Annotated in this window: 21 protein-coding genes; 8 read left to right on the forward strand and 13 right to left on the reverse strand. The window is 39.3% G+C overall.

Going from position 1 to position 22,874, the window contains the following annotated elements; genetic code table 11:
- Window positions 1-89 precede the first annotated feature (89 nt).
- Window positions 90-1,322, forward strand: a complete 1,233-nt coding sequence (locus QCD85_RS09185) for an aminopeptidase (protein WP_273612461.1) — start codon at window positions 90-92, stop codon at window positions 1,320-1,322.
- Between the two features lie 166 nt (window positions 1,323-1,488).
- Window positions 1,489-2,076, forward strand: coding sequence for an imm11 family protein (locus QCD85_RS09190; protein WP_301262388.1), 588 nt, complete (start codon window positions 1,489-1,491; stop codon window positions 2,074-2,076).
- 34 nt (window positions 2,077-2,110) lie between these two features.
- Here the strand turns inward: QCD85_RS09190 and QCD85_RS09195 are convergent, their stop codons facing one another.
- Both QCD85_RS09195 and QCD85_RS09200 read right to left on the reverse strand, forming a co-directional pair.
- Window positions 2,111-2,962, reverse strand: a complete 852-nt coding sequence (locus QCD85_RS09195) for a hypothetical protein (RefSeq protein ID WP_274172836.1) — start codon at window positions 2,960-2,962, stop codon at window positions 2,111-2,113.
- Between the two features lie 218 nt (window positions 2,963-3,180).
- Complete coding sequence (locus tag QCD85_RS09200; protein ID WP_301262389.1) at window positions 3,181-4,323, reverse strand: zinc-dependent alcohol dehydrogenase; 1,143 nt, start codon at window positions 4,321-4,323, stop codon at window positions 3,181-3,183.
- A 173-nt stretch (window positions 4,324-4,496) separates the two neighbouring features.
- Between QCD85_RS09200 and QCD85_RS09205 the strand changes: the two genes are divergently transcribed.
- The gene (locus QCD85_RS09205) at window positions 4,497-5,276 is read left to right on the forward strand and encodes a conjugal transfer protein TraR (protein ID WP_273612465.1); all 780 of its coding nucleotides are present in this window, start codon (window positions 4,497-4,499) and stop codon (window positions 5,274-5,276) included.
- Window positions 5,277-5,500: 224 nt separating this feature from the next.
- Here QCD85_RS09205 and QCD85_RS09210 read toward each other — a convergent pair whose 3' ends face one another.
- Entirely contained in the window at window positions 5,501-6,853 is a 1,353-nt protein-coding gene (locus tag QCD85_RS09210) for an MATE family efflux transporter (protein WP_274172835.1), read from the reverse strand.
- Between the two features lie 364 nt (window positions 6,854-7,217).
- Window positions 7,218-8,543 (reverse strand): hemolysin family protein, encoded by a 1,326-nt coding sequence (locus QCD85_RS09215; RefSeq protein WP_273612467.1) that lies wholly within the window; start codon window positions 8,541-8,543, stop codon window positions 7,218-7,220.
- A gap of 317 nt (window positions 8,544-8,860) precedes the next feature.
- Between QCD85_RS09215 and QCD85_RS09220 the strand changes: the two genes are divergently transcribed.
- Genes QCD85_RS09220 through QCD85_RS09230 form a run of 3 tightly spaced genes read left to right on the forward strand, consistent with a single transcriptional unit; the run spans window position 8,861 to window position 12,075 of the window.
- Window positions 8,861-9,811: a carbohydrate ABC transporter permease gene (locus tag QCD85_RS09220; RefSeq protein WP_373461965.1), complete on the forward strand. Its 951-nt coding sequence runs from the start codon at window positions 8,861-8,863 to the stop codon at window positions 9,809-9,811.
- Window positions 9,808-10,632 (forward strand): carbohydrate ABC transporter permease, encoded by an 825-nt coding sequence (locus QCD85_RS09225; protein ID WP_301262390.1) that lies wholly within the window; start codon window positions 9,808-9,810, stop codon window positions 10,630-10,632. The genes QCD85_RS09220 and QCD85_RS09225 overlap by 4 nt, the downstream gene beginning before the upstream one ends.
- Window positions 10,633-10,686: 54 nt before the next feature.
- On the forward strand, window positions 10,687-12,075 hold the full coding sequence (locus QCD85_RS09230) for an ABC transporter substrate-binding protein (protein WP_273612470.1): 1,389 nt from the start codon (window positions 10,687-10,689) through the stop codon (window positions 12,073-12,075).
- A 141-nt stretch (window positions 12,076-12,216) separates the two neighbouring features.
- Here QCD85_RS09230 and QCD85_RS09235 read toward each other — a convergent pair whose 3' ends face one another.
- The 3 genes from QCD85_RS09235 to QCD85_RS09245 all read right to left on the reverse strand — a co-directional run bounded on the left by QCD85_RS09235 (window position 12,217) and on the right by QCD85_RS09245 (window position 14,367).
- The gene (locus QCD85_RS09235; RefSeq protein WP_273612471.1) at window positions 12,217-12,627 is read right to left on the reverse strand and encodes a spore coat protein GerQ; all 411 of its coding nucleotides are present in this window, start codon (window positions 12,625-12,627) and stop codon (window positions 12,217-12,219) included.
- A 199-nt stretch (window positions 12,628-12,826) separates the two neighbouring features.
- On the reverse strand, window positions 12,827-13,798 hold the full coding sequence (locus tag QCD85_RS09240; RefSeq protein WP_274172832.1) for an SDR family NAD(P)-dependent oxidoreductase: 972 nt from the start codon (window positions 13,796-13,798) through the stop codon (window positions 12,827-12,829).
- Window positions 13,799-13,902: 104 nt separating this feature from the next.
- Window positions 13,903-14,367 carry a MerR family transcriptional regulator gene (locus QCD85_RS09245; protein WP_273612473.1) on the reverse strand — a complete coding sequence of 155 codons (465 nt, stop codon included), beginning with the start codon at window positions 14,365-14,367 and terminating at the stop codon, window positions 13,903-13,905.
- A 250-nt stretch (window positions 14,368-14,617) separates the two neighbouring features.
- Here QCD85_RS09245 and QCD85_RS09250 point away from each other — a divergent pair, with 250 nt between their 5' ends.
- On the forward strand, window positions 14,618-15,811 hold the full coding sequence (locus tag QCD85_RS09250) for an LLM class flavin-dependent oxidoreductase (RefSeq protein WP_273612474.1): 1,194 nt from the start codon (window positions 14,618-14,620) through the stop codon (window positions 15,809-15,811).
- A 171-nt stretch (window positions 15,812-15,982) separates the two neighbouring features.
- On the opposite strand, the gene QCD85_RS09255 is transcribed toward QCD85_RS09250, so the two are convergent.
- The 3 genes from QCD85_RS09255 to QCD85_RS09265 all read right to left on the reverse strand — a co-directional run bounded on the left by QCD85_RS09255 (window position 15,983) and on the right by QCD85_RS09265 (window position 18,657).
- Entirely contained in the window at window positions 15,983-16,729 is a 747-nt protein-coding gene (locus QCD85_RS09255; RefSeq protein ID WP_273612475.1) for an SDR family NAD(P)-dependent oxidoreductase, read from the reverse strand.
- 230 nt (window positions 16,730-16,959) lie between these two features.
- A complete protein-coding gene (locus QCD85_RS09260; RefSeq protein ID WP_273612476.1) occupies window positions 16,960-17,136 on the reverse strand; it encodes a hypothetical protein in 177 nt (58 codons plus the stop codon).
- A 204-nt stretch (window positions 17,137-17,340) separates the two neighbouring features.
- Window positions 17,341-18,657, reverse strand: coding sequence for a WD40/YVTN/BNR-like repeat-containing protein (locus QCD85_RS09265; protein ID WP_301262391.1), 1,317 nt, complete (start codon window positions 18,655-18,657; stop codon window positions 17,341-17,343).
- A 248-nt stretch (window positions 18,658-18,905) separates the two neighbouring features.
- Between QCD85_RS09265 and QCD85_RS09270 the strand changes: the two genes are divergently transcribed.
- Window positions 18,906-19,841 (forward strand): L-lactate dehydrogenase, encoded by a 936-nt coding sequence (locus QCD85_RS09270; RefSeq protein WP_273612478.1) that lies wholly within the window; start codon window positions 18,906-18,908, stop codon window positions 19,839-19,841.
- A gap of 161 nt (window positions 19,842-20,002) precedes the next feature.
- Here the strand turns inward: QCD85_RS09270 and QCD85_RS09275 are convergent, their stop codons facing one another.
- From QCD85_RS09275 to QCD85_RS09285, 3 genes are all read right to left on the reverse strand, one after another.
- Complete coding sequence (locus QCD85_RS09275; protein WP_301262392.1) at window positions 20,003-21,103, reverse strand: DUF3900 domain-containing protein; 1,101 nt, start codon at window positions 21,101-21,103, stop codon at window positions 20,003-20,005.
- A 93-nt stretch (window positions 21,104-21,196) separates the two neighbouring features.
- Window positions 21,197-22,177 (reverse strand): DMT family transporter, encoded by a 981-nt coding sequence (locus tag QCD85_RS09280; RefSeq protein WP_301262393.1) that lies wholly within the window; start codon window positions 22,175-22,177, stop codon window positions 21,197-21,199.
- Window positions 22,174-22,866 carry a GntR family transcriptional regulator gene (locus tag QCD85_RS09285; protein ID WP_301262499.1) on the reverse strand — a complete coding sequence of 231 codons (693 nt, stop codon included), beginning with the start codon at window positions 22,864-22,866 and terminating at the stop codon, window positions 22,174-22,176. Before QCD85_RS09285 ends, QCD85_RS09280 begins: the two co-directional genes overlap by 4 nt.
- Between the last annotated feature and the right edge of the window lie 8 nt (window positions 22,867-22,874).

Below are 22,874 nucleotides of genomic sequence, written 5' to 3' on the forward strand. Positions count from 1 at the left end.
TTTGTGAATAGATTCCTGTAAAATAGATAAGACGGATCATAAAATGATTCTTTGACACATTTTTGTATTTGAAATGGAGGAATTTATCAATGTCAGATTTTCAGAGCAAATTAGAACAGTACGCCGAACTTGCGGTACGTGTCGGTGTTAATATACAGCCAGGTCAGCGTTTGGTGATCAATGCTTCGATTGATGCTGTTGAATTTGTACGTGTAGTGACCAAAAAAGCATATGAAGCTGGTGCTGTTCTTGTTAAAGTCAATTGGAGTGACGATCAAATCGCACGTATGCGTTATGATCTGGCTCCAGATGAATCATTTGAAATTGGTCCAAAATGGTATGCTGCTGAAATGGAAGAACTTGCAGTAGATGGCGGAGCGATTTTGCATGTCGTTTCAGATGATCCTGATTTGCTCAAAGGAGTTAATCCAGAACGCATTTCTACTTATCAAATGACAGCAAATAAAGCATTAGCTAAATATCGTGAATATGTACAATCTGAAAAATTAAGCTGGTCGATTGTTGCTGTACCTTCAGAAGCTTGGGCTGCTAAAGTATTCCCTGATGTGGCTAAAGAAGAGCAAGTATCTGCTATGTGGGATGCGATCCTCAAAGCAGTACGTGTAGGTAATGGCGATGCGATCGAAGCATGGGAAAAACATGTTGAATTATTAAATACTAAATCCAAATATCTAAACGATAAAGCATACAAACAATTACATTATGTTGCACCTGGAACAGACTTAACGATTGGACTTCCTGAAGGTCATCTATGGGCAGCAGCAGAAAGTACAAGCGAGCGTGGATTTACATTTATGGCAAATATGCCAACAGAAGAAGTATTTACAGCTCCACTGAAAAGTGATGTTAATGGCTATGTAAGTAGCACTAAGCCATTAAGTTATGGTGGTAACATTATCGACAACTTCAAATTAACATTCAAAGACGGTCGTATTGTAGGTATAGAAGCACAGCAAGGACAAGATACATTAGAGCGTCTGGTAAGTATGGATGAAGGTTCTCACTATCTTGGTGAAGTTGCATTAGTGCCTCACAAATCACCGATCTCTGAGTCCAATATTCTTTATTACAATACATTGTTTGATGAGAACGCTTCGAATCACCTTGCGATCGGTAGTGCATACGCATTTAACTTGATCGGTGGTAAAGAATTGTCTCGTGATGAATTGAATGAACGTGGACTGAATAACAGTCTTACTCATGTCGACTTTATGATTGGTTCCGGTGAAATGGATATCTATGGTATCACTAAAGACGGCGAAAAAGAACCTGTATTCCGTCAAGGCGAATGGGCATTTTAATCGTATTTCTTTGATTATCTATCAGCAACAGTCATTCATATGAATAACGATAAAAGACCTGTCATTTGTGATATGACAGGTCTTTTATTATAATTATTTCAGCTCATTTTTTCACAATACATAGAACCAAAGATATTTTCAGAGTCGAAAGGAATGAATATACGCTATGCAATATTATGTTTTGGAATATCAGTATCCACGCAAAGGATTTATTTCAGGAGGAGCTACATTCCTGCCTGTACTGGATCAATATTACGATCCAGACCACACAGAATTACCGACACATACGACTGCTGAAGTCATCTTGGATTCTAACTTGAGAAAAATGGATGTTGATTTTTTCTATACGGGTAATAGAGCTACTGTTGTATCCGATGCATGCAAGCAACTGCTAGAACAATGGAACGTAGTCGCACAGTTTATCCCTGCACAGATATACTATTATAATCAGGAGCCTGTACCAGGAACATACTGGATTGCTCATCGATTAAAGTCTCTTGATTGTGTCGATTACGAACAATCTCAATATGCTGGCAAAAAACTGGTTCTACGCTCTATCGAGCAACCACCACGCCGTATAGCCAAAGGGTTTGAGCAGATTATATTAGATGAGCAAAAAATCAAACAAGATGAATTTTTCACACTGGAATATACATACATTTCGAATCCGATCATTTCTGAGACGCTATATCAAGAGATCCAAAAACACAAATTAAAAATTCATGCAACACCGATTGAGCAGTTCAGACCTTAACTTTTCGATAATACTCAATACTTATCAATATTTGTTAATTCTTCATCCGGCTCATTCGTCGTCCACATACCAGTGCAAGCATCCGTACATCATGCATTAATGCGGCATATTCTTCTGTTGATAAAGCTTGAGTCGGTGTAGGATAGGTGCTGGCTTGATTATTTTCAGCCGTAGACTTCAATTCTAATAATAATCCATCAGCTCCTGCTGCTACACAGGCTTTGGTCAGTGAGTTAAGCGTATTTCCATTAGAGATACAATGTACAGGATAAGCAATAACAGGTAGATGAGTTAATTGGCGCAATTCTGGAATCGCAGCTATATCTAGCGAGTTATATTGTATATTTTCAAAAGGACACATACTTCCTTCACATAAAATAATATTGGGATTACCATGAGATAATAAATATTCAGCGGCTCCTAACAAATCTTCATACGAATCTTGATGACTACGCTTCAAAATAATCGGGCGCTTCACACTACTTAATCGGCGTAATAATAATTGATTACGTAATAAACGAATATCAATAGCAATCAGATCCGCATATTCTTCACATATTTTCAATTGTTCATGAGCTGTTACTTCGAGCATTGTCAGTAGTCCATATTGATTGGCTACACGTTGTAATGTACTCATTTTACGAAATGGAATGCCTTCATTCTGCTCTTTCCAATGACCGGCGATGATCTGTGCTCCTGAACGACTAATTGCAGCGGCATCTTGCTCCATTTCGATTCTTGATTCTGCTTCTGTCGACACAATCGCTACAAAGCGCCCACCACCAAACTGCACTTCTCCTATTCGAATAATACTGTCTGGTTGTTCAGGCTTGCGCAAAGATAATGTATAAAACGCATGGTGAAATGCGGGAAGAGAGATATTCATTTCAACGCTTCCTTTCAGAAATAATAATTCGAATAGCGATAATCAAGTTTACTTTTCTTTCTCTAATTGAAAATGATTATCATTATCAAATTATAAGATGAACATATCGCTTTTGCAAGATCAGAGCACAAAAAAAGTGCAGACTCCACAAGGAATCTACACTTTTTTAATCGATGAGATACATATTGTTAACGGCTAGTCTGCTGATTAAGAACCTATTATGGTTTAAGTACGACTTTGATACAGTTCTCTTCTTTGCTATCAAATACATGATAACCATGCTCTGCTTCATCCAAAGAAAGACGGTGAGTGATGATATCAGCAGCGCTGAACTGTCCTGTTTGAATTTGTTTGAACAACTCTGGCATATAGTGAACTACAGGCGCTTGACCCATTTTCAACTGAATATTACGTTCAAATAAGTGACCTAGTGGGAATTGGTTATAGTTCAATCCATATACCCCTGTTAATTGAATCGTACCGAATTTGCGTACTACATTACTTGCCAATTGGAAAGCTCCTAGTGAACCGCCTTGAATTTTCAAAGCTGTTTCTACTTTCTCGATCGTTGATTTCTCTGCATCTAGACCTACACAGTCGATAACAACGTCTGCTCCACCGCTTGTAAGTTCAATCAGATATTGATCTGCATCGCCTACATCTTTGAAGTTAACCGTTTCTACATTATTAGTACGCTTCGCATGAGCTAGACGGTAATCGATATGATCGACAGCGATAACGCGTTTTGCTCCTTTTTGCCAAGCGAATTTTTGAGTGATTAAGCCGATTGGACCGCAACCAAGTACGATAACCGTATCACCTTTTTTCACGCCAGCGCTTTCAACACTCCAGTACGCTGTTGGGATAACGTCAGACAAGAATAGCACGTCTTCATCAGGAACTTCCAAACTATCTGGAATAACAAATGGTAAGAAGTTACCATATGGTACACGTAAGTATTCTGCTTGTCCACCAGCGAATCCGCCATAAGTATTGGAATAACCAAACATTGCGCCTGTATCTTTTTCAGGATTCTCATTTGCATTATCACATTGGCTTTCCATTTCGTTTTTACAGAAGAAACATTCGCCACAAGATACGTTAAAAGGAATAATAACACGATCGCCTTTTTTCACTTTGGTTACTTCTGGCCCTACTTCTTCTACGATTCCCATCGGCTCATGTCCGATAACATAATCTCCATCCATACCCGGGATAGCTCCATTAAATATATGCAAATCAGATCCGCAAATTGCTGTAGATGTAATACGGATTAGAACATCATCTTGTTTTTGTAACTTCGCATCTTCTACCTCTTTGACTTTAACTTTACGCTTACCCTGGTATGTTAGTGCTTTCACATTAATTCTCCCCTTTCAAATTTTAATGTTGCTAGTTTTGTATTAACCAAACTTTCCCTTTTATTAACAAGCGATTGATTTTGAGTGTAGTAGGGTAATTGGAGAATAGATTATACAAACTAACATATACTTAATAACTTGACGATAACTCGTTTTGAAAGGGGCAATATCCAATGAAACATTTAACATCTGCACAAATTGAGGAATTGAAAAATAGTCTTTTAGAAGATAAAGAGGCACTTGAACGCCATTTTAATATGGAAAATGATACAACTGATGGCCAAGTTGAATCTGAGCTTGATTCTACGGGTGAATTGTCTTCTGTAGATAACCACCCTGCTGATTTGGGTACAGAAACATATGAGCGTGAACGTGATATGGCTATCGACGACAATATGGATGATAAGCTAGATCAAGTCAATGCTGCACTACAACGTATCGAAGATGGCACATATGGAGTCAGTGAAATTAGCGGTGAGCAAATTCCTTTCGAACGTCTACAAGCACTGCCTTATACGACTATGTTAGTCGGTGAAAGTGCTGAAGAAGGCGGCGGTGTGAATGATTACCGTCCTATCGAGGAAGATTTGATTACACCTGCTGCTAAAGGTGCTGGTGAAAATCGTCAAAGTCATACGGGTAAATTCGATGATGCTGGTGCATGGCAAGCTGTCGAAGAATATGGTGTAGCTGATTCACCTGCGATGTCTACACAACGTGATGTAGAAAGCTACAACGAACTTGCTGAAGGTGGAGAAAATAAAGACACTGGCACTGTAGAAGATATCGAGAAGTTTGCTGGTAACGATATTGAAGGCGGTCAACGTCATGTACAGCGTGGTGAAGATCTAGATCGTTATGTAGCTGATGATGAAGGCGATACCGAGTTACAGGTAACGGAAGAGGACGAAGAAATCGACGCTGAAAGCGAAGATGCAGATCGTCGTCGCTAAGCCGTTACATCGTTACATCGTTACATCGTTACATCGTTACAATTAATTTTATACTTCATTTTTAAGTATATAAATATAAAAAATAGCCACAACTCTCTTCTATTTCTGTTAAGAGGGTTGTGGCTATTTTAGTGTTTACTTTTATACTTCTACTCTTCTATTCTATACGTTGTTATCATTTTTGTATTAACATATCAACTTTTCTATTCTATATCTGGTTTGTTTTAAGCTACGATACTTTCCAAATCAGGCTGTAATTTGTTACGCAATATATACAGCATGATAGCACCGACCAGAAATGCCACGACATCCGAAATAACCAATGACCAGATCACTCCGTGAAATCCATTCATTTGATTAGCGATATACAATACAGGTATCAATGTTATCCCTTGAATAATAGACATTACAAATGCCGCAGTTCCTTGTGCGGTTGCTTGAAAAATACCTGTAAATAACACAGTGATTCCAGTGATAAATAAAGATAAAAACGTTACGTGTAGAATATAACTTCCCATTTCGATCAATTGTATATCTTGTGTAAATAACCCTATTAAATGATCTGAAATCAAGTAAACAATAGCACCGAATACAGTCGCTAATATCACAATCATTTTAATCGTAAATGTAATCGTTTGTTTCATCCGTTCTTTATTTGCTGCAAAATTAAAAGCAATCATAGGTACAATACCTTCACATAATCCCATCAAAATAAATTCAGGAAATTGTAGCAAACGTGATGAAATTCCAAATCCAGCTACAGCTTGTTCCCCATATTCGATCAGAAAACGATTAAAAATCAAAGACATGGCTCCCATAAAAAGACTCATAATAAACACCGGTACTCCAATTTTGAATACGTTGCTTACTATTTCTGTATTGATTTTGAACGCTTTGATTGAAACCGTCAAAAATTGACTACTGTATCTGATATGAAAAATATAATACGCACTTGCTACCAAATTAGAAATAACTGTAGCAGAAGCCACTCCAATAATACCCCAATGAAAAACAAAAATGACTACCATATCCAGAATAATATTTACGATCACATTCAAAATCATACCCATCATCGAAGTAGTAGCTGCACCTTCAGAACGTACAATATTTTCAAGCATAAAAAATAATAAAATAAACGGTGAACCAGCAAGCATAATCATGACATAGTCTTTGGTAAACGCAAATGATTCTGAATTAGCGCCCAAAAAATGCACGATGGGATCAAGCAAAGGAAGTCCGAATACTACCACCAGTAAGCCCAGTATTAGACTACTATAAAAAGCAAACGAAGATACATGTTTGACATCGTTATATCTTTTCTCCCCTAATAAACGAGAGATAAACGCTCCGCTCCCTATCCCTAGCAAATTGCCCAACGCCATAATCACTGCAAATAAAGGTAATGTTAATGCTAATGCAGTTAACATCGCTGTATTGTGGAGTGTACCAATAAAATACGCATTTAAAATCGAATAGATTACACTCATCGACATTCCTAACATCATCGGCACAGCAAAATGAGCTACAGACTTTGCAATAGGCGCTTCTTCAAAGTAATACAAGTTTTTTGCATCCATATCAATCACTACTTTCTTTTATTATTTATTAACAACTAGACTATTCGCTACAACCTCATGTATAACTCAATAGCTACAAGGCAGAAGAGAGATTATTTATCTAATTATATCTAACACCGTTAGATTATCTCTTACAGTGTTAGATGATATCATCTATATCGGCATCTGTAAAGAAAAAACTTACACTGTTAGATAAAAAGAATTAAAGTATATTTTTTATCTGCAAAAACTACCTTTATAGCCTCCGAGTATAAAAAAAGACATAAACGAAAATGCTCGCTTATGTCTTTGAGGTGTATATGTAATAAAAGAGCAAATGACTGAAGTGATCAGTCATTTGCTCTTTGTTTTACTTGCAAGATGTTCAGGCTCCTGCCTGATTATGAGTTGTTGCGAATTGCGTAATGACTAATTTCACCCTTGAAATACGCTTCTGTTCCGTCTCTTCGATCACAAACAGATGTCCTTCATGTGCCACACTTTGCCCGGTTTGCGGAGGTAAAGACTCCACTCGGGAATACAGCCAACCACCAATGGTATCGTATTCTGTCGAATCCAAATCCAATGAGAACCGTGTGTTGATCTCCTCAATTAACATCATTCCATCAATGGAGTAAGTCATATCATCAATAGGTTCTACAGCTGGACGCTCATGGTCAAATTCATCCTGAATTTCGCCGACGATTTCTTCCATAATGTCTTCAAGAGTTACTAGACCCGCTGTACCACCATATTCATCAATCAAAATTGCAATCTGTGTTTTGCCACGTTGCATGAGCTTCATCAGTTCACTAATTTTGATTGATTCAGGTACAGCTATAATGGGACGGATCAATTTGGCTGAATCTACACTTTGATAACGCATCAAATCTTTAATATGCACAAATCCGACAATATGATCTTTGTCGCCATCGCATACAGGATAACGAGTACGCATTCCTTCAAAAGCCAGTTCCAAATTTTCTTCTTTGGAACCGTGTAGACTCAGACAGATCATTTCTGTACGTGGGATCATGATCTCATGGGCGGTTGTATCAGCAAATTCGAATATATTATCAACCAGCGCCAGTTCGGTATTATCGATCAGTCCGCTTTTGTTGCTTTCCTTCATAAGTATACGTATTTCCTCTTCTGTGTGAGCGGAATCTTCTTCAGAGACCGGAGCAATACCAAACATTTTGAGTAAAGCGTTCGCCATGCCGTTCAACACCCAGATAAAGGGATACATGATTTTATGGAATAAGAGCATCGGTGCTGCTGTCCATAAGCTCACGACTTCCGCTTTGCGAATCGCCAGAGACTTCGGAGCAAGCTCTCCAAGTACAATATGCAATACCGTGATTACAACAAAAGCAATAACGATAGAGACAGTGTGTACAGCTACATCATTATTCCAGCCAAATGCCGTAAATATAGGTCTGATCAGGTCAGCAATTGCTGGTTCACCAATCCACCCCAATCCAAGCGATGCCAGTGTAATCCCTAACTGACAAGCAGAAAGGTAAGCATCCAGATTGTTTACGATCGTTTGCGCAAAGCGCGCTCTTTTACTACCACCATCGACTAATGTTTCTAATCGACTACTGCGAATTTTAACCATTGCGAATTCAGCCGATACAAAAAATCCATTGAGCATCACCAGAAATGCCACCAAAACTAAATTAAGTAAACTGGGTAAGGGGTCAGTCAAGTGTATATCCCGTACTGTCAAATTGATAGACAGTTACGGGTTCACCTCCTTCGTATATTTGTTTTTTGAATTTGCCGCCACATCACATGCACCGTCATTTTCCCAAGTGTCCTCACTCCCTTCTTTTAGTTATGTATGATTATACATGTTCCTTACTTTATTATATCGTCTCAAACCCTCCCGTCAAATGCTCTATTCATCCGATTACAAATCTTTTACATAGATAATCATTTCTCTTAACATCCTGTATTTATACTGAACCACGTAGCAAGATGATCAAAAAGGAAGCAAATGATGAAAGTGAGGTAAGTGTTAACTTGGATAAAACGTCAGTATTTTCAACGAAACGTTCGATTCGAAAAACTCGTTCTATCGTGCGTTATCCCCGTCAGACCCGCCGTTACAGTGAATATATACTTGCAGCTTTGTTTCTAGCTCCTTCTATATTACTGTTTGGTATATTTCTTTTTTATCCACTGATCAAATCGGTGTATCTCAGTCTTCATTCCACTACACCACGTGGAGATGTTGCCAAATTTGTAGGGTTTAAAAACTTTACAAATTTATTTACTTCCGATACATTTCTCAGCAGTTTGTGGGTAACTACTCAATTTATGTTGTTTACGGTACCGACAACATTGATCCTAGCATTGATCTTAGCTGCATTTTGCCGAAGCCGTATCAAAGGTAGTCGCATCTTCCGCTTTATTTTTGCTCTACCTCTCGCTATATCGGTGAGTACGGGTTCAGTGATCTGGATGGTTCTTTTTCATCCTACGCTTGGAACGTTAAATTATTTTCTGAGTGTTGCGGGATTACCAACGATTAACTGGTTAACCGATCCGAATTGGGCGTTGATCTCTATCTCTATAATGACGATCTGGATGAATCTAGGCTTCTTATTTATCCTTCTACTCGGTGGTATGGAAGGTGTACCTGAAGATATTTATGAAAGTGCACGTATGGATGGAGCAAGCCCTATTCGTACTTTTGTTCAACTTACTTTACCACTCATCTCGCCTACCATTTTCTTTGCTAGTGTGACGTCGATGATTGGTGCATTTCAAGCGTTTGGACAGATTAATATTCTAACTAAAGGTGGACCCATGAACAGTACCAACGTCATTGTCTACAATCTGTATCAAGATGCTTTTATGAATTTCCGCTTTGGGACAGGAAGTGCTCAAGCATTGGTATTATTCGTTATGATCTTGATCTTAACTCTGATTCAATTCAAATTCGGTGAAAAGAAGGTGCATTACCAATGAGACAAGGTCTAATGCGCACAGGGATGGCTTATTTCTTTATGATTGTAGCTGCAGTGCTTATTCTTTTACCTTTTTGGATTGCCGTTTCCAATTCATTTATGACTGAATCTGAATCAGCTACATATCCGCCGCGCTTTTTGCCATCAGGTATCAATATCGATAACTTTATAACGGTAATGAATAATATTCCGATTATTCGGTTTATTGTAAATAGCTTTTTGACGAGTAGTATCATTACGGTCGGAAATTTGATTACATCCTGTATGGCTGCTTACGCATTTGCATTTCTACGATTTCCGGGTCGTAAAATTTTGTTCGGTCTATTTATGGCTACAATGATGATCCCGTGGGAAGTGACTGTAATTCCCAACTATCTAACTGTTCGTAGCTGGGGCTGGTTAGATTCCTATCAAGGATTAACGGTTCCTTTTCTAGCGACTGCTTTTGGTACATTTCTGATGCGTCAGTTCTTCCTACAATTGCCTAAAGAATTAATGGAAGCTGCTCGTATTGATGGTTGTGGTCATATTCGTATTTTTGCTTCACTGGCTGTGCCTTTATCAATGCCAGGGCTAGCTACACTGGGTATCTATTCTTTCCTAAATCATTGGAATATGTATCTGTGGCCACTACTAATTACGAATAGTGAAAGTATGCGTACAGTACAGATCGGTATTAGTATGTTGCAATTTGCCGATGTTACTGCGTGGAATGTCGTTATGGCTGGTATTGTGTTGGTGATGCTCCCTTCTCTTGTTCTTCTTGCTGTAGGTCTGGGTCGTCTTGTAGGCGGTCTAACAGCAGGTGCACTGAAGGGCTAACTCATAGATTATCTATTCAAAATTTTGTCAACCAAAAGGAGAATACGAAAAGAAATGAAAATCAATCGTTCGCGTCAAACATGGAGTTTGCTTAGTTTATGCCTATTTTTATTCCTGGCAGCTTGTGGTGGAGGTCAAAGTACAACAGGTTCTACAGCATCTACAGGTACAACTGCTGATGCAGCTAGCGAGACTTCTTCCGGTCCTGTAAAAATAGTCTGGTGGCATTCGATGAGTGGCGATTTGAATAAAGTAGTTGATGAGTTAGTTAAAAAGTTCAATGATTCTCAAAAAGATGTTCAAGTCGAAGCTATTTTCCAAGGGGATTATGACGCAAGTATCAACAAATTCAAAACATCGATGGGATCAGGTAGCGGCCCTACAATGATTCAAACGTATGATGTAGGTACACGTTATATGATCGATTCTCAAGCGATCACACCAATGCAACAATTTATCGATGCAGACAAATTTGATACTTCTCAATTCGAACCGAATATTTTGAAATACTATACATTTGATAATCAGTTGTACTCTATGCCTTTTAACACATCTAATCCGATTTTCTACTATAACAAAGATGCTTTCAAAAAAGCAGGTCTAGATCCAGAAAATCCTCCTAAAACATTAGATGAATGGGAAAAAGCAGCTAAAGCTTTAACCAAAGATGGACAAACAGGAATGTCATTACCGATCTACGGGTGGTTAATGGAGCAAATGTTTGCAAGCCAGGATGCAACATTATTAAATAATGATAATGGTCGTACAGCACTTGCAACTGAATCTCAATTAGGTACTGAGCCTGGCGTGAAATTTTTAACATGGTGGAAAAAGTTAATTGATGAGAAATACATGCTCAATCTAGGTCGTAAAACAGATGATACGAAAAAAGCATTTGCTGCGGGTCAGGTTGCCGTAACGATGGATAGTACAGCTTCTCTTCGTGGATTGATTAGCTCGACAGAAGGTAAATTTGAAGTCGGAACAGCTCCATTGCCTAAAGTATCTTCTAGTGATATCGGTAAAGGCGGCGTGGTTATCGGGGGTGCAAGTCTTTGGATTATGAATGACAAGCCCGCAGCAGAACAACAAGCGGCTTGGAAATTTATCAAGTTCTTAGCAGAACCAGAACAACAAGCTTACTGGCATGTAAATACAGGCTACTTCCCTATTACCAAAGCTGCTTATAATGAAGATTTGGTCAAAGAAAACATGAAGAAATATCCTCAATTCGAGACTGCTGTAGATCAATTGCACAATACCAAAATCGATCCAGCGACTCAAGGTGCTGTAATGGGTATTTTCACAGAAGCACGTCAATTAACAGAGACAGCGATTGAAGAAGCTCTTAACGGTTCCAAAGAACCTCAAGCTGCTCTAAGTGATGCAGCAGCGCAAATCACACAGAAATTGAAAGATTATAACGATAGCGTTAATCCTTAAATTATAGCTTGTCTGTTACCAAAGAATGATAAGTAGATATAAAGCGACAAATAGATAAAAAGCGCCAGTTCAACGGTTGGATTCAACCACTGAACTGGCGCTTCTTTTATCATAAATACAGTTTATGTTATTCAGCTACGATTACATACGTGTCGATGGTGCATGAATAGAAGGATTCTGTCCGGAAATATGGGTATACGCACCATTCGGTTCTGTAAATACGGCATAATCCAGTGAAGTCAACGGTAATACATGTCGAAGCCCTGTATTCAGATCACGAATAACAATATGATCTTCTCCTGTAGCTTCTAATAGACCACGATAATCACTATGGATAACCTCACGACTAGGAATCATATAGAACATTCCGTTTTTACCAAGATTATTTTGTAATTTCTGATGCAATGACAAATCAGTAGTACGAGTATTTAAACGATTAGGTTCACGATAAGTTGGTAGTGTTGGATTGTTCATTTGAGTCGGAATAGGTTCCATGCCAGCAAAGCTGTGCTCAGTTCGATAAGCGACCGGACGATAAGGTTGAGTCAACATGATTACATTCCTCCCAATTTTAGAAAATTGTTAGACATGCTAACTCTTAATATTACCCTTTTATGTATAGCTCCAATCGTTTATTTCGCTTGATGGCATTATATTATGTTTAGATAGACATCGAAAAAAGGTATATCTCTGCAACCATCTCAGCGATATACCTTCTTCTATATTTCTATTATTTTTGTTTAATTTTATCTTATGAAATTGATGCTCCGGTTAGTTTAACCGATAAGTCCCACAGACGTTTGGCTTGTTCAGGATCAACTGCATATTCTTTGACACCAACAGAAGGTACACCTTCGACAGCCGGTTCAGCAATATCACAATCTTCACAGTAGGCGCCACCTTTACCTTCTAACTGAGGAGAAGTCGCTGCCCATAGTTGAGTCGCCGCGCCTTGTTCTGGCGTTTTGAAAGCAGAGTTGATTGCATTTCCATCTTCATCGATCCATTTCAAAGCTACCATTTCTTCTTTAGGTAAATGACGTTGTAATGGTGTTAAGATTCCGCCTGGATGTACAGAAAAAGCACGTACTCCCTGCTCGCTACCACGTCGATCCAATTCGACTGCAAATAGTGCATTAGCTGTTTTCGCTTGTCCATACGCTTCGAATTTCTGGTAATTCCCGTCAAAGTTAATATTGTCCCAACGGATTGGAGAAATATGATGTCCTGCGGATGAAGTCGCTACGACTCTTGCACCTTCACCTGCTGTAAGTGCAGACCAGATCAAATTAATCAATGTAAAGTGTCCCAAATGATTTGTTGCAAATTGTAATTCCCATCCCGGGCCTACTCTAGTCTCGGGGCAAGCCATTACACCTGCATTTAGAATAGCTAGATCAATACTGCGTCCACTCTCAACAAGGCGACCTGCAAATGCACGTACACTATCCAGATCAGACAGATCAAGCTCATCCACTTCTACATGTTCTAACCCTTTCAAAGCTTCGCGTGCTACATCAGGGCGACGAGCGGGAACGATAACGTGAGCACCTGCTTGTACAAGCGCACGTGTTGTCTCAAGTCCCAGACCCGAATATCCACCTGTTACTAGAGCTAATTTACCTGTAAGGTCGATTCCTTGTAATACCTCACTAGCTGTACTATCATGTCCAAATCCAGAATTGATGTTGTGTTGTGGTGTTTGCGTATAAGCATGTTCCATATTATTTCTCTCCTTTTCATTGGAATACTATTACTGTACAATCTAGAGTTCACTCTAGGTCAAGCACGATTTTTTCGAAAATATCATTTGATTCGTAACGCCTATTACTGACATAATTTATCATTGTCTGTGTTTGTAGAAGTCAAAGATTTATTTTCCCATGTCTGTTCTGGTTCATTACGATTCAAATAGTTCTCATACACATTCGTTTTAAGTGTAATGACTTCCAAGCAGTCATTTAAATGTTCCATCTGACTCACCACACGCTGTTGATGCTCTTTCAAAATATCCAAGCGTTCATGCTCATTGCCAGGGCCTGTACGTACAAGCTCAGCAAAACGACGAATCTGAGCAATAGGCATACCTGACGCACGCAGTCGTGTACAAATATATAACCATTCTACATCTACTTCACTATAACGTCTCCGTCCGCCTTCATCTCTTGCAATGCGTGTAGATAGCAATAACCCTTCTCGTTCATAAAATCGAAGAGAATGCACACTCAATCCTGAACGTTCTGCTACTTCTCCGATACTTAACTTATTTTGCTGTTGGATATCAGTACTCATCGTTAGATCTCCTTTATTATGCTATAGATAAAATGCTACTCATTTTGCCGGATACTTTGATTTCTATCTTAACGCAAGCGACACTCTTTCACCACTAGACTTACATATAATATGACCCAAAATGATTTGACACACTATAACGGAAATGCTAGTATCATTTATACCAAGTATGCTTGTCGGATTAGTTTATTAATTGCCATGACAAATGATATATTTAAAATATAGATGATTTTTTAAAGGAGATATTACTATGTCAACATCTGATCATATTCAACGGGATGAAGTAGAATTTGGCTGGTTTTTACCTACTATGGGAGATGGAACACGTTTTGGACAAGAATCGGAGCGTCCTCCAACTCTTGACTATTTAACAAATGTTGCTCAGACGGCTGAAAAAGCAGGATTTGAATTTGCTTTAATTCCTACAGGTGGTGCTTGTCTGGATTCATGGGTAGTTGGATCAGCGATTATCGGTGCAACGACTACCCTCAAACCTCTTGTGGCTCTTCGCCCGGGGTTGATCGCTCCTGTATTAGCCGCACGTATGGCAGCAGGGCTAGATAACTTATCCGGTGGACGAGCACGTATTAATATCGTAACTGGCAGTTCTCCTGATGATCTAGAAGAATTAGGCGATCCACTTGCTCGTGCTCATGATGAGAAATATGCCCGTACTCGTGAATATGTGCATATTATGAAAAGTGTGTGGGAACAAGCTGCCGGTCTTTCTTCAACAGAATTTGGCAGTAATAATCATTCTTCTGTATCCAATCACAAAGTGGATTTCAAAGGAGAATACTATGAATTAAAAGGCGGTACAAGCCGTCCAGCTACTGTTCAAAAGCCGACACTTCCGATCTACTTCGGCGGTAGTTCTGCAATGGCAAAATCTGTCGGTGCAGCGTATTCAGACGTATTTCTAATGTGGGGCGAACCTCTTGAAATGATTCGAGAGCAAGTCGAAGAACTCAAGCAAGCTCAAGCAGACTATGCGCAAGAACATGGCGAAGTGCGTCCTCTTCGTATTGGTATGCGTGCTCAAGTTCTGGTTCGTGATACTGAAGAAGAAGCATGGCAAGCTGCACGTGATCTGATCAAAGATATCGATCCAGAAACGATTGAACGTGCCAAAGCTTCCTTTAGTCAGACAGGTGCTACAGGTCAGACACGTCAAAATCAGATTCGCGATGCAGCCGCTCAAAATGACTTTGTAGTTGGACCTAACCTTTGGGCAGGATTATCGAATCTTCGTTCAGGTGGAGCTTTGATGTTTGTCGGTACACCAGATCAAGTCTCAGATCGTCTGATCGAATATGCAGAGATTGGTATTACTTCTTTTATTCTATCCAGCTATCCTCATTTAGAAGAAGCACAGATTTTTGGTGAAAGCACATTGCCATTATTTAAAGAAAAATGGAGTAAGCGCCTAGTGACTTCTAATTAATAGCATGTGATCATTGTATTGGAATTGAGCTTGAGTTATATTTGAAGCTGAATTTATATATGCTTACCAATAGATACACTACGATACAAATTCAACAGATTGCATGTATATACAAAAAAAAGAGGTGCGACTATATCGCATCTCTTTTTGTTATGTGCATTATACTATGTTCTACTCTACATAGATCATTTTGCGTGTCATTCCACCATCTACAATTAATTCTGCACCTGTAATAAAAGAATTTTCTGGATCAGTCAAAAATAAACAGGTTCTTGCAACATCTTGAGGTGTACCTACACGTCCAGCAGGATGTTGCTCATGATCTTCTTTTTTCAAAGCACTATAATCGCCTGTCTCGATCCAACCAGGACTAATCGCGTTAACAGTAATATGATCAGGGCCTAGCGATACAGACAAAGCATGCGTAATCGCTGTAATACCGCCTTTAGAAGCAGCATAAGCTTCAGAGTGAGGCTCAGACATATGAGCACGTGTTGAGGAAATATTGACGATCGAACCACCCTCATGATCACGCATGACTTTGGCCGCTTCACGTGATACCAGAAAGCATGCTCTTACATTGGTATTCATCACATCGTCCCACTCATCTAGACTTAATTCATAAGGAGATTTCCAGCGGGATACCCCAGCATTGTTGATTACTATATCTATCTGTCCGGTCGTATTTACAATTTCTTGAATCGTATCGATTACATCTTGTTCACGACGTACATCACACGGTAGAAAATGAGCCTGTCCACCACTTTCACGAATAGTCGCGGCAGCTGAAGCACCTTCTGGCTCTAACGTATCTGTTAAAAATACAGTAGCTCCTTCTGCGGCATAACTTTCGGCTACGGCTTTACCGATTCCTTTGGCTGCACCGGTTACGATAACTGTTTTAGAAGCATATTTCATAATGTATCCCCTTTGGAGTTCGTCTATAAGTACGATGGTTCTATACTGCTTATTTCAACGATTAAGAGCATTACGAAACATACCTGTCTAGCTCATATGTAATCTGGTAGTCTAAAAATCAACAAAGGAACACACTTCTTATCCATCTGTGAAGTGTGTTCCTTTATGAAGTGCCGGTATATAATCCTTTGGAATGTCTAGTCTGACCTGTAAATAAGCTTGCTGATCGATTATGCATAATACGCTTGTAAAAGCTCCTGAGTATCATCTTTAGCGGCATCCAATACACCTTGATCTGCCCAACATGCTTTGCAAGCTTCTTCTTCACGACATTCATTAGCATCTAGACAAGTGTAGCAAAGGTTCATGTAAAAGTTAGTAAGATTTTCATTAGTATTGTTTCTCATCTTAATCATCTCCTTGTTTTTTCTACATCCCAAGCATAACTGATTTAAAACTACATTAATGTGATTTATTTCACAATCAACAAAGAATTTTAAATTATTTTTTAATGTTCTAAAAAGAAGCTATTGTGATACACAAAAGATCGATAACGCAACCCCATATTGGTGTACGTCATCGATCTTTTTTACTTACCTACTGTTATTTTTTTATAGTACATGCCATGTTTTGCCACCGTCTGTCGTCTGCATTAATAAAGAACGTCGTTCTTCATTTTTGGCAACTAATAACCAGCCTACATCCGCAGAGAAAAATTGCAATTTAACCAATTCAGGATATTTATTCAATGTGTTCTGCAATGTGTTATTGATAGGTAAAGCTTTCCACGTTTTGCCTTGATTAGCTGTACGGTACACGATGCCATTGACTACAGACCAACCGATTTTATCATTTAAAAAAGTAGGTCCCATCGATTGATTGACTCCGGTCTGCGCTTGTAAAGCAAATGGAGCAAAGTTCCATGTCTTCCCTGCATCATGAGTAAAGTATCCGTTATAGCTAGTCTGGCTATCTTTCACACAACCAATATTCATCCAGCCTGCTGTTTTGCTATCACCAAAAAATTGAGGTTTGCCTGTGGTGAAAGAATGACAAGCTGGCAATTTTTTATTTTTATCAAAGTCTGGCCCTGTTTTCCAGGTTTTGCCCCCATTACTTGTAATATATAAATGAGGTGTACCATGTTGTTCCAGAGTTACAAATCCATTGTTACGATCTCGAAAAGACATTCCTACCAGCTTACCTAATTGCGGGATCGCTTGAGCGGTTGAACCTTCAGTTACAAATACGCCTGTGTTTTGCATAATTTTTTTCCATGTGTTACCACCATCGGTAGTAGTATATAATGCTTTCTCTTGCATATCTGCTGAATCTTTTGATGAATCCAAAGAAGTCATTACCCAACCATTGCTACTATCAATAAAATAAATGCCCAATACAGTAGCTTCATCATTTAATGTAGCAAAGTTCCAATTTTGCCCGCCATCAGTAGTATGCAGAATCAATGTTTCTCCTACACCTGACGCATTGCGAATCACCCAGCCATTATTTTGATTCAGGAAAAAGATATCTTTGCCATACGTAGGTGGTTCTGAAAACGTGACCGTTTGTGCAGGAGATACATTATCCCATGTGTCTCCACTATCCTGTGTAACATATATACGTAATTCGTTACGGGTTACCCCCCACGCAAGCCCTGCACTAGCACTTAGTAGTTGAAAGTCTGTCAGTCTTGTCTGAATCTTATATCCTCTTTCAACAGAAGAGCCCCCCTGCTTCGTATCGGATGTTGCTGTATGGTTAAGGGTAAGTGTCTGCCCCTGATCTTCAGTTTGCATTTTTTTGAGTTCTTGAGTTGATGCTTTGTCTGCTGCTGGATCGTAATCACTTGTAGAAGATTGACAAGCACTAAGTACAAACACAAGTGTAATCCATATGAAAAGCGCTTTGCGCATAGTTAACTTCATTCCTTCGCTCCTTCCGCACTTACATAAAGCTATTGTATTTCAATTATTCATGACCCTTATAAGAGTAAACTAAAATGAACATAGGTTGTTTACAGAAAAGTTACAAGCGATTACAGATTTCGCTGTTTTAGCAGGGTTTTCAGCGACTTTGTGCATTTACTGATGTGTGATCCTTTTTACATTGGTCGCGCTTTCCGTTACAATAGTAGCGAATCTGTAACAAAGATCAATTAAGGAGATGATAAAAAATGACAGTATCTGAATCTGTATCCAAGCCCCACCGTGTCGTTGTTATTGGCACAGGAGCCGTAGGCTCCACAACCGCTTACACCCTTCTACTCCACAAGAGAATGTCTGAACTCGTCTTTATTGATGCGAATCACAACAAAGCTCTTGGCGAAGCACTCGATATGAACCACGGACTCCCATTTGTCGGCGGCGTCAAACTATGGGCAGGTGATTATTCGGATTGCAAAGACGCAGATATTATCATTATCGCTGCCGGTTCAAATCAACGTCCAGGCGAAACCCGGATTGATTTGTTAAATCGGAACTCAGCCATCTTCGAAGAGATTATTTCGAATATTACGAAATATAATAATAGTGGTATTCTACTGATCGCTACTAATCCAGTAGATATACTCAGTTATGTATCCTGGAAAAAAAGCGGCTGGCCATCTAATCGAGTGATTGGTTCCGGTACATTACTCGATAGCGCACGCTTCCGTTATTTAATTGGTAAAGAAAAAGGCATTGATCCTCGTAGTATTCATGCTCATATTATTGGTGAACATGGTGATTCCGAGTTGCCGGTATGGAGTCTGTCTAATATTGCAGGAGCTCCACTGGATTTTGAAGAAGACAAACAGAACGAAATTTTTGAAAATACGAAAAATGCCGCTTACGAAATTATCAATGCTAAAGGCTCTACATCGTATGCAATAGCACTCGCACTAGACCGCATTGTAGCCGCTATTTTGCAAAATGAACACGCTGTATTGAATGTATCTTCTCTGCTTGAAGATTATCATGGAATCTCTGATGTATATCTCGGTGTACCTGCAATTGTCGGTCGAGATGGTATTCAGGCAAAACTACCGATTCCTATGAATGAGCATGAAGAACAATTACTACGTGATTCTGCGAAAAAACTGAAAGATCAGATTGCACAGCTAGATATTTAAGTCGTATATAGATAACTATAGACTATCTTCTATTCATATGACAAATCTCTAATTCATCTATATCTATAGAATGACTTCTCAGTATAAAAAAAGTGGATTTAGGTGTAAAACCCTGAATCCACTTTTTTTGATTGTATACATCAAATTTCGCTGTTATCTGATCAATAAGGAATATCGTCATCACGTTCAGGTACTTCATTGGCGCGATCTACTAATCGTCTAGCGACCACTTCAAAAGGCTCCGGCTGTAACAGTTCGACCGGGGAGAATCCTTTATCAAAGGTAAACGCATCGCCTTCAATCACCATTGCATAATGGTCACCTAATTTGGCAATGTGCAGTCGGTATCCGTAATCAGCTAGTAGTCCACGAATACTGGTATCGCCTAGCTTCATTTTGATCTCAATCTCTGGCTTGATCTCTACGATGCGCTCTGCCGCTTCGATCACATGTTGAGGTTCCCATTTTTCTTGAATATCTCGCTTTTCACTGGCTGCCCATAGTTCTAGATCATGCTCTTCTTGCTGACGTTCCAGGTTAGTCGCATCCGGCCACTTTTCTTCTACATAAGTCTGTACATAATCCATCACACGTTCATTTACAATCTCAGGAATCGATTGCTCATACGTAATATATTTCAAAAAGTCTTCAAAGTACCGCGCATGGGACGATTGATGAATTTTGAGCTCCCATTCTTCAATCATGCCTTCTTCTGGCATATGAGGGTATTGGATCGATTTCATATTCCGAGCACTGATCGCCATTTCCACTTCGCTAATCAGACTACGTTCATCAGAGATACGTGCAATTCGCTGCTCAAAATCACATTTCATTACAAAAATAAATGGATCGTCAAAATGGGTATCCAGCTTTGCTTGTGTAATAATCAATGCTCCTCCACGTACAGAGCTTGTTTCCAGATAGCTACGTACCAGATCGTCGCAAGCATTTTTGAAATCTTCTTTGTTATCAACAGCTCTAAGACGAGTAAATAAATTGAAGTTGGGATTGCTGGTCAATTCATGTCCCGGTTCTACTAAAAATGTACCTATTTTGGTAGGTGGTTGTTCTGTGCCTGGATTTTTTTCTACTTTGCGCTTAGCGGTACGAGTAAATTCAGCATGAAGAAACTTTTTAATTTCACTTTCTTCATACTCATCTTCATCTAATGTCTGATAATGTTTATAGTTTTTGTTCGTCTGCCCTTCTTTGCCTTCAACTTGAAGTACAAAAAAAGATAAAAATTGAATATCAAATCGCATAATAAACTCCTTTAATATCGCTCAATTATTCGCATAATGATCAATGACAATAATCTGATCATGACCGAATTGTAGATTATATTCTTAAAAACATTACATCACCGAATGATTGGATTTTTGCTTACGAGTGATACCTGGTTCACGAATCGATAACCATGCGTTAACGCCCATGCCACCGATCACCAGTATCAATCCTATCCACATTCCTATAGAGGATAGCATTACACCCAGAAGCAACCATTCTCCCAGTAAAGTAAATACGACTTCTAACGCTTGGGTTGCTTCTACAGTCGCTAGACGAGCAGGATGGTGTCTTACTTGATCGGTAGCCCCGAAGAACAACACGGTAGCTACAACGCCGGAGAATAGCGCTACTAGAAATGTCTGTCCTGTCTGTGCAGTAGAAGGCAGTCCCGAGTGCATATAACCAATCCAAGCCAAAATGATCCATACGGGAAGACTAGCAATACTCATTCCCAGTGTTCGCTGAAAAGCATCCAATCGTCCATCACAGACTTCCATCATTTTACGATTGCCTAACGGATAAGCAAAAGCAGCAATAGTGATAAGGACAATGCCTTGCCAGCTAGCACCTTCTGTATGTTGTCTGATTTGCTCCCATTGCATTAATGCGATTCCTGTCAAAATAATTAAAGCCGCTAACATCCCTGCTCTCGGTATCTTACCCCGTTCTTTGATCGGGCCTTCAGGTGTATACCGGATAAATAGAAATAATGGCGACATAATCATACCCGCAACAATCGTCATTTCAAAAGCCGCTGCTGTTAACCAACCTGGTGAATAGATAGCCGCCGCACATAGCGGTGCATAAAATAAACCAAAACCGATAATACTCCATATCAACCACTGGATAGGAGATTTCTTCATTTCAAGCCATAACGATTGTAAATTACCACGTAGAATAACCAGTATAGCCAGTAAAGGGATCATAAAAAAGTAGCGAAGCGATGCACTCCATAACCAGCTTCCTCCACTAACTTCCATCGATCGATTCAGTACAAATGTAAAAGCAAAAAAGAATGCAGCCGCGACACCAATCAGAACAGCTTTCATCGTTCACCTTGATCGGTAGCAGATTGGGTATGATCAGCCGCAGAAGCTAACCAGTTACCCAGACTCATCCAATTCTGTTCTATTCGTTCCGCAGTTAATAGACTGTCTTTTGCTTCACAAGCTTCTATAATCAATCGATGGTCTTCGGGGGAATGCGTATGATCAATACTGCTGAATTTGGCGTATTCTAATCGTCTAATCTTTGGCATGACCCGGTTTAATGCAGCTATAATCTCGGGATTATGGGCTTGTTGTACGAATACATCATGAAATTGATCATCTGCTTGAATAGCAGCAGAAGCATTCTGCTGTTGAAGAGCAGTAATCAACTCTTGATTGAACTGTTTTAGCATATCATAATGTGAGGTATCCAAGTAAGGAATAGATAAGCGTGCCGCCAAACTATGTAATACTGCCGCCACTGTAAAAGCATGTACTGCTGATTGTTCATATAAAGGAGCAACCCGCGTAACAGCTCCTGGAAAAGACTCGATTAACCCTTCATCCTCCAATCGTTTGAGTGCTTCACGTACGGGAGTACGGCTTACCCCGAATTGCTCTGCTAATTCTGTATCGTTTAATTTCTGCTCGGGCAATAATTCTAAAGTAACAATGCCTTGTTTGAGCGTATCGTACACTTGATCACGTAGCGTCGGTCGACTTATTTTTTGTATAAGATTGTTTTTCATAAAACCAA

The sequence above is a fragment of the Paenibacillus sp. PsM32 genome (assembly GCF_030433815.1).
Taxonomy (GTDB): domain Bacteria; phylum Bacillota; class Bacilli; order Paenibacillales; family Paenibacillaceae; genus Saccharibacillus; species Saccharibacillus kyungheensis.